This window comes from Clostridium estertheticum (assembly GCF_011065935.2).
Classification (GTDB): Bacteria; Bacillota; Clostridia; order Clostridiales; family Clostridiaceae; genus Clostridium_AD; species Clostridium_AD estertheticum_A.
Genome location: NZ_JAAMNH020000001.1, coordinates 2,903,876 through 2,919,075, shown reverse-complemented (window position 1 = coordinate 2,919,075; position 15,200 = coordinate 2,903,876). Strand labels below are relative to the sequence as shown.

The following is a 15,200-nucleotide window of genomic DNA, read 5'->3' as shown; positions in this document are numbered from 1 at the left end:
GTATTTATTTTAAATGAAGTGTTTTTTTATACATAAGTGAATTAAGTTCAGGATAGGTTAGATTTTCTGGTAATCCGTCAAATAATTTTATCTCACTTATTTCTGAAATTGGTAAATCTCCTATCTCCTCTACCTCACTAAAAAATAACCTTCCATAAGATTTCTCATTAGAATTATTCATAGAAAAATTGTAAATAGAATATTCACAAACAGGTTTCAGATTGAATTTTTTCGCACCAGTTTCTTCAAACAGCTCTCTTCTAGCTGTTTCTTCAATGCTTTCACCTATTTCTCTATGCCCGCCAGGAATCTCCCAAGAGTTCCTCTGATTTTCTCTAACGTAAATCCATTTCCCCTGATATACAGCGCTTATTACTGCGAATTTCAAATTTTCTTCATCAAATTTTCCTAACTCGTAAAATTCTATTTCCATAGATTTACCACCTTCATTCTGTATTAATTTTCTGTATTAATAAACAATTTGAATACTACACCTCATCACAATATGGAAAAATGTGAATTATATATTTTTTTTCATATAATATCGTTTATGTTCCAATGGGCAATCGTCTAACACACCAAAAACCACATATCCTTGTGTAAGGTAAAAATCTTTTGCTTGAAAATCAAAAGTATCTAAATGAATTAATTTGCACCCTCTTTCTTTTGCAATTTTCTCTACCTCATTTAAAAGTGCCGTACCATAACCTTCTTCTCTAAACTCCTTTTTAACCCACAAAACATCTATATATAAGCAATTCCAACAATATAATATACTATTTATTCCTGCAAGCACTTCTCCATTTGCTCCTTTTATAACTTTATTAATTGGAATAAAAGATGGTTCTTGTGTAAAAGGAACTTTCGATAAATTATATTCAACTATCCCTTTATCAACTAAATTATATTCTTCTCTTGTGCTTTCCTCAATAACATAATTTTTCATATTTAGTTTCACTCCTATTTAATTTATATATTTTTTGTACGTCTTATTCTACAGATGTTCATTCATCAAAATCATTTTGATGGACACTCTAAGAATTATGCGATTTAACTATAAATTTAGATTATTTAAATGATTTAATCTCATCCCAATTCCAATTTATCATTTTCTCCTTAAAAACATCATACATGTTAATTATAGATCCAGCATCTGCATTTACCCATTTATAATTGTCATGTTCATCCGACAACTTGAGTTCAGTATTTTTAATTTTGCATAAATAGATAATTCCAGTAATCTGATAATTGTCAAACACACAATTCCATGTATCTAACAATTTAATGGGAGTAACTAGAAGTCCTGTTTCTTCTAATAATTCTCTTATTAAAGTTTCTTCAGCAGATTCTCCAAACTCCATTCTACCTCCTGGTAGTTCCCAAATATCTTCCTCTACTCTACTTTTATGCATAATCAAGAAATTACCTTCATTTAATATAAATGCCTTAACTGCAAAGTAAATTTTTTTACCATCTTCCATAGTAAATCCCCCTTTATTAAATCGGTGCAACAAAGTGGTTGCCACCGTGTCTTATTTAGGCTTAATATCAATTGCTTTTTTATCTACATTGTAGAGTTTATAATTCTATAATACTATCCATTAGAATCTTATCCATTGCTTTATCCAAGACAATGTTTTCACCAAAATATGAAGTTAGAGGATCAAACTCTTTTCACACTTAACTTATATAGCAGCCATATCCTTCAAATTAGCAAATATATCAAATAAAAAGCTTTCAAATTTATATCCATTTGGTTTTTCAGGTATAACCTCAATTCCAAGATCATTTATGGATAATATCAGTGATTATTTCATCTTCTATATTAAAGTGATCTGCGATATCGGATTTAGAAATTGAAAATAGTTCTTTAGATGCAATCACTTTAAAATATTATAGTGTCTTCTGCCATTCACAGTCTGCCCCATATTCTAAAAAACCAACACTCTTATACAGCGTCTGTGAAGCAATGTTTTTGCCTCCTGTACCTACGTATATATATTTAGTTCCACGCTCTTTCAACACATTCATCCCATATAATAAAGTGCTTTTCATAATGCCTTTACGGCGATGTTCCTCTACGCAGGCAACAGGTTCTAATATTGCTATCTTACTGACAGGGTCGTCCCAAATTGTACAGTAAGCAATGATTTCTTCATTGTACATCTGAACTACAAAATCCATTGCATCACCGTATGAGGGAGAATTCATCATTCTTTCATATCTTTCTGAGGTTGTTCCTATTCCTCCAGTAGCGAGGCCAAATAATTCTACACGTCTTGATACATCTTTCTTCTGCGTTAGACGTAGGCTGAATCCACGCGGCAATGAAGGATATGGCTGTATTTTAGATAAATCACATATACCGCAAAAACGGAAATATTCAGTTTTGGTATACCCCCGTTCTTCCAAAATACTACTTAACAGGTCATCTTCAGCATTAGCCTCTGTTGTAATAGTGGTCCCCTTCATATAACAATTATGTTCTATATAATCCAGTATATCTTGTTTAAAGTGTTCAAAATTCGAAAGAACACTTATGGAAAACTCATCTTCCTGGAATGTGATAAACCCAAATTCTATTTTATCGTCAGTCACAAGCAAAGTTGTCTTATACAATATATCTGGAATTTCTTCGAAAGCATATCTTTCAAAATCCAGATTGCCTACATGTAACTGGGGATATAGATGCCCAGTTTGCACACAATTATGTTGCACTATACGGCGCATTATATTATAATCACTTTCTTTATCAAATTTACGGTAACTCAGCATTTTTAACCTCCAAATTAAAAGTAATAAATAAATATTCTTCTTATTTTCTATTATTCAGTAATTTTTCTAAACTAGTGGCGTTAAGTATATAAACAATAATATTTTGATTGGAAAAACTTTTCTACAAATTGGACTGCCTTCTTAATTTCATTTTCTGTTAATACCATATTTTCTGGGACAACAACCCATTTGTCCTCCACATCATCTAACCGATGAATCACAGCAATTACCTTGCCATTGAAACTTTTCACAGGAACGTTAACCCCTACAATATACGCATCCTGTTCCTCACCATCACCAGCAATAACCCCTTCAACATAGCCATAATTTACAGTGTAAAAAATAGTTCTATGTTTGGGATGATATGTACCTAGTGGTCTATCAACTGTTACTGTAACTGTATTCCCCAAAATATCATAACTTTTCTCCAAAATATTTATCATCCTCTCCGCAACATAAATAATCTTTACCATTTCTTATCAAATATATAATCATATTAGTCAATTTTGTACCCCATATATAAAGCATCATAGAATCTATCGTTAATCTGTAAATTCCTACTTATTATTCCTTCTTGAGTAAATCCTAATTTTTTATATACGTGGATCGCTGAAAAATTATCATCCCTAACTATCAAGTTTATTTTTCTTATCACCCCTGACTGTTTACTCCATTCAATTAAATATTTTATTAGTTCCGTTCCAATCCGATTTCCCCAATATTCTTTTAAAACACTAACACCAAATTCTCCAGTATGTACTATTCTTGGTCTTGAACCTGCTGAGAAATTTAAACTTCCAACTACCTTCTTATCAATTTCAGCAATTATATAAATAGCGTTGTTTTGTCTCAATGTATTATCAAGATGTTTTTCTTCCTGTTCAACGCTTTTTATAAATTCTCCTTGTCCAAAAGTTAAAAAATCTGATTCACTACTGATTGTATTAACATATTCTAAAATTTTATTTGCATCAGAAACCTTTGCTTCCCTGATTACAACTGAATCTCCATTTTCTAAAATAAAATGTTTCATTTAATAATCCCCCTCGTACCTAACCTCCTTCATAACTACCCACCTCTGCCATTCAAATTAGCTATGTAATATACCTATAATCCAAAATCCTTAATGAATTTCTCTAACATAATTCTCCATTATAGTTCTATACTCTTCTGGTCTGTAATCCATGCTTTTTATTAATTTTATCATTTCATTTTTTGAAATATATTTAATATCTTCTACCTCGGATTTTTGCAATGTTAAATCACAAATATTAATATCTTTACATGCTGCATAGATATCAATAAAATGATTATGTTTTTCCCAAGTTATCCTTTTTATGAAGGTTATATTTTCTATCTTTATACCTAATTCTTCCTGTATTTCTCTAGTGATAGCTGTTTCACTTGTTTCCCCAGCGATAACATGTCCCATATGTATATCCCATCCACCGGGTAAAAAATCTTTTGTTTCCGATCTTTTTTGTAGCAAGAAATCTCCCTTTGAGTTATGTATATATGCATGTACGCCTAAATAATATTGACCATTTGACATTAGGGCACCTTTTAGTGCTATTTGACCGCTTTTACTTCCATCTTTATTTAAAATATCAAAATACTCCATAAGTTTTCCTCCTCAGTTTATAAAGATTAATTCGCCTAATTATGCATGAGTATAATCGTATTTGTATCCTTTAGAGATTTGTATTTCCTGAAGACTTTCTTCTGAATCAACAACAATGGTATCTGCTTCTTCTTGACGACAAGGTATTAATAAATCAGGAGAATTTCTATCGCTATCATTTGTATAATGATAAATTATTCCATCATCATCAACATTAATTTTAACTCCTTTTTTAAATTTAAAATATTTAGTTCTACTATAATCTACAAATGGCATTGGAAAATCAGATGCAATAAACATATATAAACTCAAAAAACAACTCCTTTAAAAAAGTTAATAATCCAGCTTAATTTAATAAAACTTATGGGTGCTTAAGTAAGAATCCCCTTACTTCACTTAACTATAACAATTGGTTTTTGCTTTTCAACCATTTCTATGAATTGTGGTAAATCCAAATTATGTCTTTAAACCTCTTCCATTCCCATCATTCCAACTGTGCAATTAACAAATTCTCTATTCCAATATTCTATTAAATCTGATATAGTTGGCTTATTCTCCCGTTCTTTGCTAAATGATTTGCGGTAACACCAAATCCACTTCCAAAGCCTAGAATTTTAGAATTACTTATTTGAGGTAGTTATGAGGCTACAAAAAGAAGTACTGTAGCTGCAGAAATAGGAAATGCGATCAAAAGTTGTTTGGCAATATGCCTTTTTTGAACCCAAGTGCGGGAAATAAGTGTCTTTTTTCTATTTTAATTAACATAACCACAAATCCAACCATAAGAATAAAAGGTAATAGCATCAATAAGATCTTATTAGTTGTCGAACTTACTCAATATGCTCTTCTTTAATCCTTATAATGTCTACCATAGGATATCTTTCATTAATTATTTTAACTAAACTTTCCAATCCAAATATCTCAGTAAATGTATGACTGCCAACTAAAAGATTTATTTTACTGTATTGTGCATATTGAACAGTATAGAGTATCTTTTCTCCAGTAAAATATGCATCACAACCTAACTTAACAGCATCTTTTATATCAATAGCAGAAAAACCCGCACCAGTTACTACTCCTATTCTCTTTATTAATCGTTCATTATTTCTCCATTTCCGTATTGGTTCTTCTAATAACAGTTCTATTCTATTCACTAGTTTTTCAAACTCAATAGGTTCATCTATTTCTCCTATCCTTCCACAATACATTCCATCATCATTTGAAAATTTATCTATAACCTTAAATCCAAGTTTTTTTAATATTGAAGTATTGTTACCAAATTCAGCATCATCTAATGGTAAATGAATATAGAAATGCGTTATGTGACTTTGTTTTAAAATATCAAGTACGTCTTCCTTCATTCCAGACATCCACTCCCAAGCATCATGATGTGTTATTAGTAAATTAACATTATTTTTTACTGCCTCTAGTGCAGACTCAATAGTTAAGTTTGTACAATATCCCAATTTTAAAACTTCTTCGCTCCCAATATTAGTGAATCCATATTCATTTTTTTCTTTTACAATCTCTAATTTTTCTTTTGTAAAAGTATCAATAATAAAGTTTTCAAAATCTTTGATTAACATATGTTCTCCTCCTTAAATTTAATAGCATGTAAGTATCTTATTCAATATAGTTGTGTGGGAAATATCTATTCTAGTGACTTGGCGATGGATTTAACTACTAACCTATATATAGATTATAAGTTATAAATTTACATATTACTATATAAAAATATCCACCAGCCAAGGCGGACGGAAACATTTTGTTATACGGAGCTTAGGCACTACAATTAAACGTTAATTGCACTTATGTTCTCTGTATAAACTCCCAATTTTAAACTTGAATATATAGATTTACAGTATTCCAGTATTTTTCGGCCTATACCTTGCCCTTGATAATCTTGTAAAACAAATAATGCAACAATAAATGAATTGTTCAGAATGATTATAAATGCCTTTTGTGAAGATTATGCTCATTTTATTTAGAGTTCACTTATAAATTTCTTAATATCTCTACTGCTTTTCAAAACAATAATATTCAATTGTGAATAATTTTTTAATAATGCATAAATGCGAGGACGCATAGTTCTATCGAAATTCCATACAAAACGGAAAAAATCCATATCAAATCTTTCGTGACATCCATGTCCCATATCTGAACGCATACTTTCTTTTGAAAAACATGCCCGTTGTATAACTCTAAATGCACATGAAAATTTGTTTATATCTAAAAATATAACTGTGTCTGCTTGTTCCATACGCATATTCAATGTATTGTAGTAATTACCATCCATAATCCATTCAATTTTTGAAATTAAACTTTGTACTTTTTCCTCCCATTCATTTTTAGTAGGTTTTTCCCAATTAGGTTTATAATACTCTCTGTCTAGATGGATTAATGGTAAATCCACGCAGTGTGCTAATTGTTTCGCTAAAGTACTTTTTCCACTTCCACAACAACCAATAATCATTATTTTTTTACCAAGCATTTGTTCACCCCATAACTGTATATTATATAAATTAGCTTTGCTTTATTTCATTTTGCAATTACGTCTCAATCAGATCACGCCCTATAACTTATGAGCAATCACTTTTTCGTTCTAAATTTCGTAAAACGTTCTTGTTTCCAACGTTCCTGAGCCTTTGCCTGACGGGTCTTGCACTCTCTATATAGCGTACAATTTCCACAAACTAACCCACTCTTATAGCTAATTATGGATTGAACCCAAAAGTCGTTTCAACAACACCATCTAAAACTTTATAAATTGACCTGCCTATTTTTTTGCTAAAGTAGTCCCTTAAGCCTAAGTAATTCTTCCATTTTATTAAAGTAAAATCATTTGTACCATATCTCATAACCACATCCAATAATCTTTTTTCCATCAAACATATACCATCTGGTAAAGCAAGTGTATCGCATACCTGAATAAGCTTATCGTAATCATTGTACGTTGTGTTTTTTAAATATTCCTTAATAAAAATTATTTCCTCCTCAGTACAATCTGCATGTCCAGCGTAAACTCTAATATCTGGTATTACAAATGAGTGTGTCAATGCTATACGTGCACCATCAACATACCCTTTGTTTATCAAAAAGTCATATCCGCTTACAGAATGATGCATTTGTACACGGCCCTCATATCTACCTATATCATGTAGCAACCCTAAGACATAGGCAATATCGCTATCTAAATCATGGCACTCACTTGCAATCGATTTAGCTGCTTTTGCTACATTATATGAATGTGCTATCCATTCTCCAGGATTACTTTTCTCAGCATATTTAATAAACTTAATTGCTTGTTCTAAAGTAGGTACTTTCATTTTTAAACCCCTCTCTGTAATAAACACTACCTTTGTTTTATTAATATTAATCCTTGCTTTAGCAAGGGTTTAAGCTGCTTTTATAACGAAAAAACAATGACCCCCTCTTTTTTGTATAATTGTTGTATCTCAACCCAACAAAAATCCAAAAGGATGGTGTCATTGTAAGTACAATTATATCTTCTTTATATATCTAATACTAAATCAATTTTATTCATTTTAGCATCTTTTACGTCTGGCTTAGCACTACAATACCATTTATATGCTAGTTCTAATCCTTCATATAAATTAATTTGAGGTGCTGAGATGTCAAAGATGTAATCATATTTCTCATTTGAAATATTCACTTTTAAATCTTCAATTGATTTTCTATCACCTTTTAAATGTTTTCTAATTCCATTATATTTAATAGATTTAATTCCTCTTGTAAATATATCAACAATATAACCTTTTGATATCAGATATTTTGTTAATGAACTACTTACAAATTCTGTTCCACCCATAACCAATATTTTCATACTTTATTCTCCTTCTAATATATCGTTATAAGAGCATTTAAACCCTTACACCGATTTTTTTACATTGATTACATATATTTAACATATTGTTATAGTTACTTTAATTATTTACACTAAATTTCTTCCGGTTTCAACAAAAGATTATGCCTAACGTTTCTTGTTGCCATAGTTCTTGAGACTTAGTCGTACGGGCCTGGTGAAGTAGTGTGCCTTGGCGGAAGTAGACCACTATCCTATATATAGATTATAGACCATAAATTTACACATTACTATATAAAAAGAGCCCACCAGATAAGGCGGACGGCAACATTTTGTTATATGGAGTTCTAGCCACTACACTTTGAGCAATACCTACTCAAGGTATGAATATGATTCATACTACATAATAACTTTGGTGCAATATAAGAACGTTTCTACCTAGTAATTATACTCATACTTTCCAACAGTTATTTTTTGAGTTAGCACTTCATTTTCCCATGGTTTTCTTATTTCGATAAGATTTAAAACATTATATCCCTTTTTAGATAAAAATGGTATCACCTTATCATTGTTAGGATGTACCCAATTATAAACTGTACTTCCTCCCAATTCCTTTGCAATCTCCTCTGCTTTTTCATATAATTTTGAAGCTATTCCATTTCTTCTTGCATTATAAGAAACAAATAGAGATTCAGCCCAAACTGTTCCATTATCAATTCGACAAACTAAATATCCTAACAATTCTTTGTTATTTTCTTCAGCAACAAAGATAGGATACTTTGCTTGTATATATTCTTTGAATTCTTCCTTTGCTTGTTCTATATTAGGAGTTGATTTAATACCTTTAAGTTGTTTTAAGTCTGTTCTAAACTGTGCAATTAAACTTGCTATTTTTTTTTCATCATCTGTGTTTGCTAAACGTAAATTCATTGTTTTCACCTTCCTTAACAATTCAACTTATCTTACAACTACATCTCAATCAGGTCAAATCCTCATCAAACATTTAACTTATTATCTTTAATACTGTATTATTAACCGACCCCATCAAATGAGTGTATAATGTCTCCATACCAATTTTTTTATAAAATTCTATTGCTTCAATATTATTACTTGAAGTAAATAATGTAAAAAAATCAATCTTCTTATCTATCAAAAATGCCATTGCAGCTTTCATCAGCTCCGAAGCAACCCCGTATTTTCTCATCGACTTTTCTACCATCAACCCGGATATATCAGCTATTTGCTTAATCTTCCAGAAACTTGCTTGGTTCTTTACATATACAGTAATATAACCAATGATACGGTCATCTAATAGAGCAAGAAAGGCTGCTTTATTATCATTATTAAGCCACGAATTGAAATAACCGCTGATATCTTCATATTCAACTGAATCAATCTTAAAGAAATAATCATGATGTGTTTCATATTCCTCAAAAAACGCTTTTGATAAAGCTAAAAGTTGAACCATGTCATCCGTTTCTTGTAATCTTCTTATTTTAAAATCCATGTTCACGTCCTCCTATCTAAAATTTAAATCTCCTCAATTCTATGAGTAAGATGTCCTCTATCGTTTCGTGTTTCATACGGCAAAATTTTGTTATACAGAGATTTAGCCACGACACTTTGAATAAGACTCAACAACAGTTATCATTGAATATGACTCATACTGCTTATTGATTGTGATTCAATATTATAATAATGTTAAGTAAAATTGAATCTAGACTAAGCTCACACATTTTCTCTCATCCATTTTTTACATTGTTCAATCGTAGGTAACGGGTTATAGTGCCAAAATGGAGCTGACATATTGAGACACCCATTACAATTTACTTTCTCCTTACGTTCACAGCTGTTACAGCATATGCCACATCTTCATTTAAACATCTTTATTCCTACAAATCCTACAATCATTTAAAAGTATTATAAAACTCTTTTAACTCGCTTTTTACTTCTTCTGAAAGATTATGCCATCGAATTCCCTGTATTGCGCCTTCTAAACCATATAACCTATTTATACAAGCAGAGTCATCAATACCTTTTATTCTTAACCAAGCTTGCTTACTTCCAAGCTCAATTAATTGTTTAACCGTTTCTACTCCAACTTCATTTAGTTGTTGCTCAACTATTTTTCCAATGTTAGGCAACATGGATAAGTCATCCATTACATCATCCCTCCATTCACATATATAACATTAATTTATTTCGCAATTTTTATATGTTTGTGTCTTAATAAAACCAATCCAAAACTTTTAATCCATTACTCTTTTTCTACTCTTAGGGTTTTGTTAATAAAATAAGAAGTTTACGTGTTAACTTTGTTAAAGCATAAACTATAAATTCATATTATAATATCTTTTATTAAAAATACTTATCAATTCTATTTTTTAAATCTTTTAAAATAGGAATGTTTGTTGGGATAATTTCTGTAGGTATATTATTTATATCAAAAAATTTAACTTCTTTACTTTCTATTTCATCAGCCTTCAAAATTCCATGAAAACTATTAGAAATAAATACATTATTAATAATATATACTTCGTTGCCATCAGGATAAATCCAATGTTGTTCATCTCCTGAGTAAACATTAAATAATTGTAAGTCATCAACTATAAGTCCTGTTTCTTCATAGACTTCTCTTTTTGCAGCAATTTCTAAAGATTCCCCAATATTAAGGCAACCACCTGGAATACCCCAAGAATTACTATCAGTTCTAAGTTGTAGTAGCACTTTCTTATCTCTGTCTATTAATAAGATTCCAGCTCCATTAATATTTCTAGGCTTTTTCCGAATTACCTTTCTTAAATTCATAAGCTCCCCCCATATTCCTAATGTTAACATCATATTACTCATATTTTACAAATGTGCATTAATAAAAAAAATATTTATTTATAATATATAATGCAAAATAATTCCTGCAATAAATGGGCTACTAAATATAATTATATAAATAAATGTTATCCATGGTTGATAGTCTATATAAAATTCTTTATAGGTTAATCTCCATGCATGAGGAATTGCTACCCATCCTATGTAATCAATTATTATTGAAACTACTGCCCAGGTAATTCCCGTCACTAACATTTCATGCCATAAATTTACTGGATTTACTTGTATCAAATAAATCAGCGCAAAGCATGGAAATATCAAAAGGTTATAAACTGGGTGATATGGAATAGAGGCATGATAAGCTGGCGATTTTGACATTGGCACTCCAGCTTGTTTAGCACTAGGCACACTAAAACAACGATTCAAAATAATCATATGAATAAAACCAACAAACGTTACCACAAAATAAGAAGCAATTAATAATGATAACGATAACAAAATATTTTTATTCACCTTCCCACCCCTTTAAATTTAACTTAAATATAAACATATTCATTTTACACACATTACTTATAGGTATCTATTTGTTTATAGCTTTGTACTTTACTATAATAATTCAAGTCCGTTCTTTCTTCCCACCCTTGTGATTGCCAAAATGAATTTCCAATTTCATTAGTTTTGAAAACAACTAATCCTGCTTTATTGATTCCTTCTTGTTCTAAGGCATAATATACTGCTTCAAGCAAAGATTTTCCTATGCCTTGACCTCGATAATTGCTTTTAACAGCAGTGTGATAAATATATCCTCTACGTCCATCATGACCACATAGTATTATTCCAACTACTTCACCGTTAATCATAGCTACAAAATTTGATGTAGGATTTCTTAATAAAAATTTAGATATTCCTTCTTTTGAATCATCTAAACTTCTCATTCCCATTCCACTTGTACTAGACCATAATTGATATACTTTTTCGTAATCGTTTGTTGTCATTATCTTAATTTTCATTACTTTTCTCCTTTTCAAATATAAATAATCATATTTCATATTTTAGTATAACTACATCTCAATCAAGTGAAACCTGCTACTCCTCTTTCCCATGTAATATTTTTCATGTTTACTGATTTGTAAACTCGTAAGTAGCCGCTCTTTTATTGTAAAATCCCGTATAACGTATCGTGTTGCCGACGTTTCCCAGCGCTGACTGCACTTGGGCTGGGGAATGTGCCTTGGTAAATTAAACATCTGCAAAGTTACACTTAAGTATTGGAATTTTCCGTCCATTTTTCAAAATAGATTCTACTTCACCTATCTGTATAGCTCCCATTTTTTCATAAAATTCTTTAGCTTGTGGACTTGTTACTAGTGTTAAATTAGTTATATTATGCTTTTTACAATAATTTGTTAAATGGTTCCACATTTTTTTCCCATATCCTTTTCCTATACATTGAGGTTTAATATAAAAATATTCTATTGTACTTTCTTCCGCATTAACTAAAATGGCATAAAATCCAATAATTTTGCCATTTTCATAAAGAATAAATGTTGGATTTTTTCTAATAAACTCCTCAGTTACTTGATAAATAATCTTAAATTTATCCATAAAATCAGAATCACAACCCCAAAATGACTCCGATTCAATTGCTAACCTACTTAATTCACTTGCTTCATACCCCTCAGCAACAAATATGTGATCCATCTGCATCAACCCCTTTAATTTTCAAAATATAATAACTATCATTTTGTTATACGGAGTTTAGCCACTACACTTTGAGCAAGACCTACTCCAGCTATCCCTCGCTGATATTATCCCACTTGTAACCTGTTTCAGCATATATCTTATATTTAGGCATATAGGGGGCAAATGAATATACTTTTTTCTTTAATAATTTTGAGTTCAAATCCCACAAATCCTTCTTAAGTGGATTTATTTGCTTGGCTATCTTTTCAAGCCAAGCTGAATGGTAATTTTTTGTTATAGGAAGTGTAACCAGAAGCCCCAGGATTAAGCCCGAGGTTTCATTATCGAGAGAGTGAATTTAAATTTCTGTTCGATCTAGGAAGATTTACTCCTTCTGTATTGAGAGGGTGAAAAACCTGTGTATTTACGGAACATCCTACCAAAGTGCGTGCTGTCATTAAACCCAGTTCTATAGAGAATTTCACTTATGGGAATGGAAGTTTGGCTCAAAAGTATTGAGGCTATCTTTATTCTGAGTCTGATGAGGTAGTCTATGACAGACACCCCGGTCACCTTGGCAAACTCCTCGGAAAGTGTTGTTTTGTTAATGTGAAAGACTTCAGTAAGGTGATTCAGGGTAATCTTCTGTTCATAATTAGCATGTATGTATAGAATAACCTTATCGGTTTCACTTTCACTTTCAAGCACCTTATAATTATTGTCTATCTCCATTTCAGTGTATAAATACTGAAGGAAAGACAATATTTCATATATAATTGATCTGCTTCTGCATCGCCAGAAGTTATTGTCTAATGTATCAAGTTCATTGCCTAAACGATCTAAAAAAACCATAATCCTTTTTTCAGCGGTTAGGCCAACTTGAATTATTTCGCCACTCCTGTCCGGTCCGATTAAAAAGGGACTTAACAGACAATAGTCCGCAAACTCAGTTTGAGACAAGTCCTCTGGATTTCCCCTTAACCTTTCCAGCGTAAAAATATTATTAATAACCACAGGATCGAAATAAATGGTTTTAGCCTTTACGTTATGGAATTGCTCCACGGTCAGAGTATCCTTTTCATGAAGGCATAGAACTGTTGGAGCCATAAAGAGAATCCGATTATCATTCATTTTAAGTATTCCGGTTCCCTCATATATGAATATGAGCCTGAACATTGAATGGCTCGAGCAGGTAAAATCCTCGTTTTTTTCTAAATACAACGGAAGTCCAATTTTTCTTTTCTCATCCATGGTGAAAAATTCCATGTCTATCCTCCTCTTATCCCGATATTGCATATATAGATATATTTTACTATATTATCCACTTAGTTGCAATAAATGTTATTTATAGGTGGATGGAAAGCAAACAGGTAGTACATAAAGTTATTTCAACATAAAAAAATGAGCGTGGAATTTTAACTTCCCGCTCATGGTCATGATTTATTAGTTGTAATTTAACACAAATACCTTTTTAGACTTTAAGGTGTTAAGCATCTGCTTGGTAAGTGTAAGGTTATCAATGTTTTCGATTTCCCATCCCTCAAGCTTAATCTTTGAAGTGAAATCATCCACGGGAGCCAGGTAGTCTTCAAATATTGGTCTTGAAACATCAGTTCCATAGTGCATTGGTATAACAATCTTGGGGTTTATGCTGTTGATTACTTTAATGGCTTCATCTGAATTTATTGTAAAGGTGCCTCCAACGGGTATCATCAATACATCGATCTCTCCAATGCTTTTGATGAGTTCCGCTGAAAGTTCATGTCCCAAGTCTCCAAGATGGCATACTTTAATCTTGTTTATTTCGTAGGTGTATATGGTGTTTGGGCCTCTTTCACTTCCTTCTGTAGTGTCATGCCAGGAGGCGAACCCTCTTACCTTAATGTCTCCATTTGTAAAGCTGCCAGTGGTGGCATTGATTAGCTGTTTGTATCCCTTAAGCGCAGCCACGTTGTTATGGTCAAAGTGGTCATGACTTACAGTAAGTATCTGGGTTGAAATACTTGGGAATGTATATCCCAATATTGGATCATATGGATCTGTAACGATTTTCATACCATCACTGTCGCTTATTCCAAAGCTTGAATGTCCGAAGTATTCAATGGTTATGCCCTTCTTTTCAACATAGCTGTTCTTTTTCAACATTTCGGCATTTACGCTTGAGCCTGATATGAGCATAAGAGTAACACATACTGAGAGAACGCTGGTGAATAATTTACTTTTCATTTTACAACACTCCTTTTTTCTTAAAGCTTGATAATGTTTTTTCTATACTTAGATATTACAATAATCAGGCAAGTAAATTAAGAGAGTATCTACACCAAAAGTCTGCATATCTTAAGGAAGTATGAGTAAATAATTCTTTGATGAGCGGGGCTGGTTCATCTATACATTTACTGAAATTGCTAGCGATATCAATTCCTATTACTAAAGTACTTTTTGTTATTGACATTATCTTTTCATTCTGTGTAT

General features: G+C 31.4%; 23 protein-coding genes. All 23 read right to left on the bottom strand.

The genetic code is table 11. The features are described 5' to 3' along the window. Positions 1 to 4 precede the first annotated feature (4 nt). The 23 genes from G9F72_RS13790 to G9F72_RS13680 all read right to left on the bottom strand — a co-directional run bounded on the left by G9F72_RS13790 (position 5) and on the right by G9F72_RS13680 (position 15,180). A complete protein-coding gene (locus tag G9F72_RS13790; protein ID WP_164955234.1) occupies positions 5 to 433 on the bottom strand; it encodes an NUDIX hydrolase in 429 nt (142 codons plus the stop codon). Positions 434 to 520: 87 nt separating this feature from the next. Continuing rightward, positions 521 to 946, bottom strand: a complete 426-nt coding sequence (locus G9F72_RS13785; protein WP_164955233.1) for a GNAT family N-acetyltransferase — start codon at positions 944 to 946, stop codon at positions 521 to 523. A gap of 121 nt (positions 947 to 1,067) precedes the next feature. Continuing rightward, positions 1,068 to 1,481 carry an NUDIX hydrolase gene (locus G9F72_RS13780; RefSeq protein ID WP_164955232.1) on the bottom strand — a complete coding sequence of 138 codons (414 nt, stop codon included), beginning with the start codon at positions 1,479 to 1,481 and terminating at the stop codon, positions 1,068 to 1,070. A gap of 412 nt (positions 1,482 to 1,893) precedes the next feature. Beyond that, positions 1,894 to 2,775 carry a GNAT family N-acetyltransferase gene (locus G9F72_RS13775; RefSeq protein ID WP_164955231.1) on the bottom strand — a complete coding sequence of 294 codons (882 nt, stop codon included), beginning with the start codon at positions 2,773 to 2,775 and terminating at the stop codon, positions 1,894 to 1,896. A gap of 80 nt (positions 2,776 to 2,855) precedes the next feature. After that, positions 2,856 to 3,206, bottom strand: a complete 351-nt coding sequence (locus tag G9F72_RS13770; protein ID WP_224676130.1) for an inorganic pyrophosphatase — start codon at positions 3,204 to 3,206, stop codon at positions 2,856 to 2,858. 65 nt (positions 3,207 to 3,271) lie between these two features. After that, positions 3,272 to 3,808: a GNAT family N-acetyltransferase gene (locus G9F72_RS13765; protein ID WP_164955229.1), complete on the bottom strand. Its 537-nt coding sequence runs from the start codon at positions 3,806 to 3,808 to the stop codon at positions 3,272 to 3,274. A gap of 90 nt (positions 3,809 to 3,898) precedes the next feature. Continuing rightward, a complete protein-coding gene (locus G9F72_RS13760) occupies positions 3,899 to 4,396 on the bottom strand; it encodes an NUDIX domain-containing protein (protein WP_164955228.1) in 498 nt (165 codons plus the stop codon). 39 nt (positions 4,397 to 4,435) lie between these two features. Beyond that, positions 4,436 to 4,708 (bottom strand): hypothetical protein, encoded by a 273-nt coding sequence (locus tag G9F72_RS13755; RefSeq protein WP_164955227.1) that lies wholly within the window; start codon positions 4,706 to 4,708, stop codon positions 4,436 to 4,438. A 518-nt stretch (positions 4,709 to 5,226) separates the two neighbouring features. Next, positions 5,227 to 5,982 carry a Nif3-like dinuclear metal center hexameric protein gene (locus G9F72_RS13750; RefSeq protein ID WP_164955226.1) on the bottom strand — a complete coding sequence of 252 codons (756 nt, stop codon included), beginning with the start codon at positions 5,980 to 5,982 and terminating at the stop codon, positions 5,227 to 5,229. A gap of 206 nt (positions 5,983 to 6,188) precedes the next feature. Continuing rightward, complete coding sequence (locus G9F72_RS13745) at positions 6,189 to 6,338, bottom strand: GNAT family N-acetyltransferase (protein ID WP_224676292.1); 150 nt, start codon at positions 6,336 to 6,338, stop codon at positions 6,189 to 6,191. A gap of 42 nt (positions 6,339 to 6,380) precedes the next feature. Then, positions 6,381 to 6,887, bottom strand: coding sequence for an AAA family ATPase (locus tag G9F72_RS13740; RefSeq protein ID WP_164955225.1), 507 nt, complete (start codon positions 6,885 to 6,887; stop codon positions 6,381 to 6,383). A gap of 223 nt (positions 6,888 to 7,110) precedes the next feature. Then, entirely contained in the window at positions 7,111 to 7,722 is a 612-nt protein-coding gene (locus G9F72_RS13735) for an HD domain-containing protein (protein ID WP_164955224.1), read from the bottom strand. Between the two features lie 185 nt (positions 7,723 to 7,907). After that, positions 7,908 to 8,240 carry an NAD-dependent epimerase/dehydratase family protein gene (locus G9F72_RS13730; RefSeq protein WP_164955223.1) on the bottom strand — a complete coding sequence of 111 codons (333 nt, stop codon included), beginning with the start codon at positions 8,238 to 8,240 and terminating at the stop codon, positions 7,908 to 7,910. A gap of 417 nt (positions 8,241 to 8,657) precedes the next feature. Next, positions 8,658 to 9,149 carry a GNAT family N-acetyltransferase gene (locus G9F72_RS13725; RefSeq protein WP_164955222.1) on the bottom strand — a complete coding sequence of 164 codons (492 nt, stop codon included), beginning with the start codon at positions 9,147 to 9,149 and terminating at the stop codon, positions 8,658 to 8,660. 73 nt (positions 9,150 to 9,222) lie between these two features. Continuing rightward, positions 9,223 to 9,726, bottom strand: a complete 504-nt coding sequence (locus G9F72_RS13720; protein WP_224676291.1) for a GNAT family N-acetyltransferase — start codon at positions 9,724 to 9,726, stop codon at positions 9,223 to 9,225. A 400-nt stretch (positions 9,727 to 10,126) separates the two neighbouring features. Continuing rightward, positions 10,127 to 10,381 carry a TfoX/Sxy family protein gene (locus G9F72_RS13715; protein WP_164955220.1) on the bottom strand — a complete coding sequence of 85 codons (255 nt, stop codon included), beginning with the start codon at positions 10,379 to 10,381 and terminating at the stop codon, positions 10,127 to 10,129. Between the two features lie 196 nt (positions 10,382 to 10,577). After that, positions 10,578 to 11,027 carry an NUDIX hydrolase gene (locus G9F72_RS13710; RefSeq protein ID WP_164955219.1) on the bottom strand — a complete coding sequence of 150 codons (450 nt, stop codon included), beginning with the start codon at positions 11,025 to 11,027 and terminating at the stop codon, positions 10,578 to 10,580. 78 nt (positions 11,028 to 11,105) lie between these two features. Then, the gene (locus G9F72_RS13705) at positions 11,106 to 11,558 is read right to left on the bottom strand and encodes a hypothetical protein (protein WP_164955218.1); all 453 of its coding nucleotides are present in this window, start codon (positions 11,556 to 11,558) and stop codon (positions 11,106 to 11,108) included. Between the two features lie 53 nt (positions 11,559 to 11,611). Further along, a complete protein-coding gene (locus G9F72_RS13700; RefSeq protein WP_164955217.1) occupies positions 11,612 to 12,055 on the bottom strand; it encodes a GNAT family N-acetyltransferase in 444 nt (147 codons plus the stop codon). Positions 12,056 to 12,284: 229 nt separating this feature from the next. Further along, entirely contained in the window at positions 12,285 to 12,746 is a 462-nt protein-coding gene (locus G9F72_RS13695; RefSeq protein ID WP_164955216.1) for a GNAT family N-acetyltransferase, read from the bottom strand. Positions 12,747 to 13,103: 357 nt separating this feature from the next. Continuing rightward, complete coding sequence (locus G9F72_RS13690) at positions 13,104 to 13,994, bottom strand: AraC family transcriptional regulator (protein ID WP_164955215.1); 891 nt, start codon at positions 13,992 to 13,994, stop codon at positions 13,104 to 13,106. A 177-nt stretch (positions 13,995 to 14,171) separates the two neighbouring features. Then, the gene (locus tag G9F72_RS13685) at positions 14,172 to 14,954 is read right to left on the bottom strand and encodes an MBL fold metallo-hydrolase (RefSeq protein WP_164955214.1); all 783 of its coding nucleotides are present in this window, start codon (positions 14,952 to 14,954) and stop codon (positions 14,172 to 14,174) included. 64 nt (positions 14,955 to 15,018) lie between these two features. Beyond that, positions 15,019 to 15,180 carry a hypothetical protein gene (locus G9F72_RS13680; RefSeq protein WP_224676129.1) on the bottom strand — a complete coding sequence of 54 codons (162 nt, stop codon included), beginning with the start codon at positions 15,178 to 15,180 and terminating at the stop codon, positions 15,019 to 15,021. Positions 15,181 to 15,200 lie beyond the last annotated feature (20 nt).

What these genes read in the sequence shown, in the direction of transcription:
- G9F72_RS13790 (WP_164955234.1), bottom strand. Translation starts at nt 433, where the DNA reads ATGGAAATAGAATTTTACGAGTTAGGAAAATTTGATGAAGAAAATTTG.
- G9F72_RS13785 (WP_164955233.1), bottom strand. Translation starts at nt 946, where the DNA reads ATGAAAAATTATGTTATTGAGGAAAGCACAAGAGAAGAATATAATTTA.
- G9F72_RS13780 (WP_164955232.1), bottom strand. Translation starts at nt 1,481, where the DNA reads ATGGAAGATGGTAAAAAAATTTACTTTGCAGTTAAGGCATTTATATTA.
- G9F72_RS13775 (WP_164955231.1), bottom strand. Translation starts at nt 2,775, where the DNA reads ATGCTGAGTTACCGTAAATTTGATAAAGAAAGTGATTATAATATAATG.
- G9F72_RS13765 (WP_164955229.1), bottom strand. Translation starts at nt 3,808, where the DNA reads ATGAAACATTTTATTTTAGAAAATGGAGATTCAGTTGTAATCAGGGAA.
- G9F72_RS13760 (WP_164955228.1), bottom strand. Translation starts at nt 4,396, where the DNA reads ATGGAGTATTTTGATATTTTAAATAAAGATGGAAGTAAAAGCGGTCAA.
- G9F72_RS13750 (WP_164955226.1), bottom strand. Translation starts at nt 5,982, where the DNA reads ATGTTAATCAAAGATTTTGAAAACTTTATTATTGATACTTTTACAAAA.
- G9F72_RS13740 (WP_164955225.1), bottom strand. Translation starts at nt 6,887, where the DNA reads ATGCTTGGTAAAAAAATAATGATTATTGGTTGTTGTGGAAGTGGAAAA.
- G9F72_RS13735 (WP_164955224.1), bottom strand. Translation starts at nt 7,722, where the DNA reads ATGAAAGTACCTACTTTAGAACAAGCAATTAAGTTTATTAAATATGCT.
- G9F72_RS13730 (WP_164955223.1), bottom strand. Translation starts at nt 8,240, where the DNA reads ATGAAAATATTGGTTATGGGTGGAACAGAATTTGTAAGTAGTTCATTA.
- G9F72_RS13725 (WP_164955222.1), bottom strand. Translation starts at nt 9,149, where the DNA reads ATGAATTTACGTTTAGCAAACACAGATGATGAAAAAAAAATAGCAAGT.
- G9F72_RS13720 (WP_224676291.1), bottom strand. Translation starts at nt 9,726, where the DNA reads ATGGATTTTAAAATAAGAAGATTACAAGAAACGGATGACATGGTTCAA.
- G9F72_RS13715 (WP_164955220.1), bottom strand. Translation starts at nt 10,381, where the DNA reads ATGGATGACTTATCCATGTTGCCTAACATTGGAAAAATAGTTGAGCAA.
- G9F72_RS13710 (WP_164955219.1), bottom strand. Translation starts at nt 11,027, where the DNA reads ATGAATTTAAGAAAGGTAATTCGGAAAAAGCCTAGAAATATTAATGGA.
- G9F72_RS13700 (WP_164955217.1), bottom strand. Translation starts at nt 12,055, where the DNA reads ATGAAAATTAAGATAATGACAACAAACGATTACGAAAAAGTATATCAA.
- G9F72_RS13695 (WP_164955216.1), bottom strand. Translation starts at nt 12,746, where the DNA reads ATGGATCACATATTTGTTGCTGAGGGGTATGAAGCAAGTGAATTAAGT.
- G9F72_RS13690 (WP_164955215.1), bottom strand. Translation starts at nt 13,994, where the DNA reads ATGGAATTTTTCACCATGGATGAGAAAAGAAAAATTGGACTTCCGTTG.
- G9F72_RS13685 (WP_164955214.1), bottom strand. Translation starts at nt 14,954, where the DNA reads ATGAAAAGTAAATTATTCACCAGCGTTCTCTCAGTATGTGTTACTCTT.
- G9F72_RS13680 (WP_224676129.1), bottom strand. Translation starts at nt 15,180, where the DNA reads ATGTCAATAACAAAAAGTACTTTAGTAATAGGAATTGATATCGCTAGC.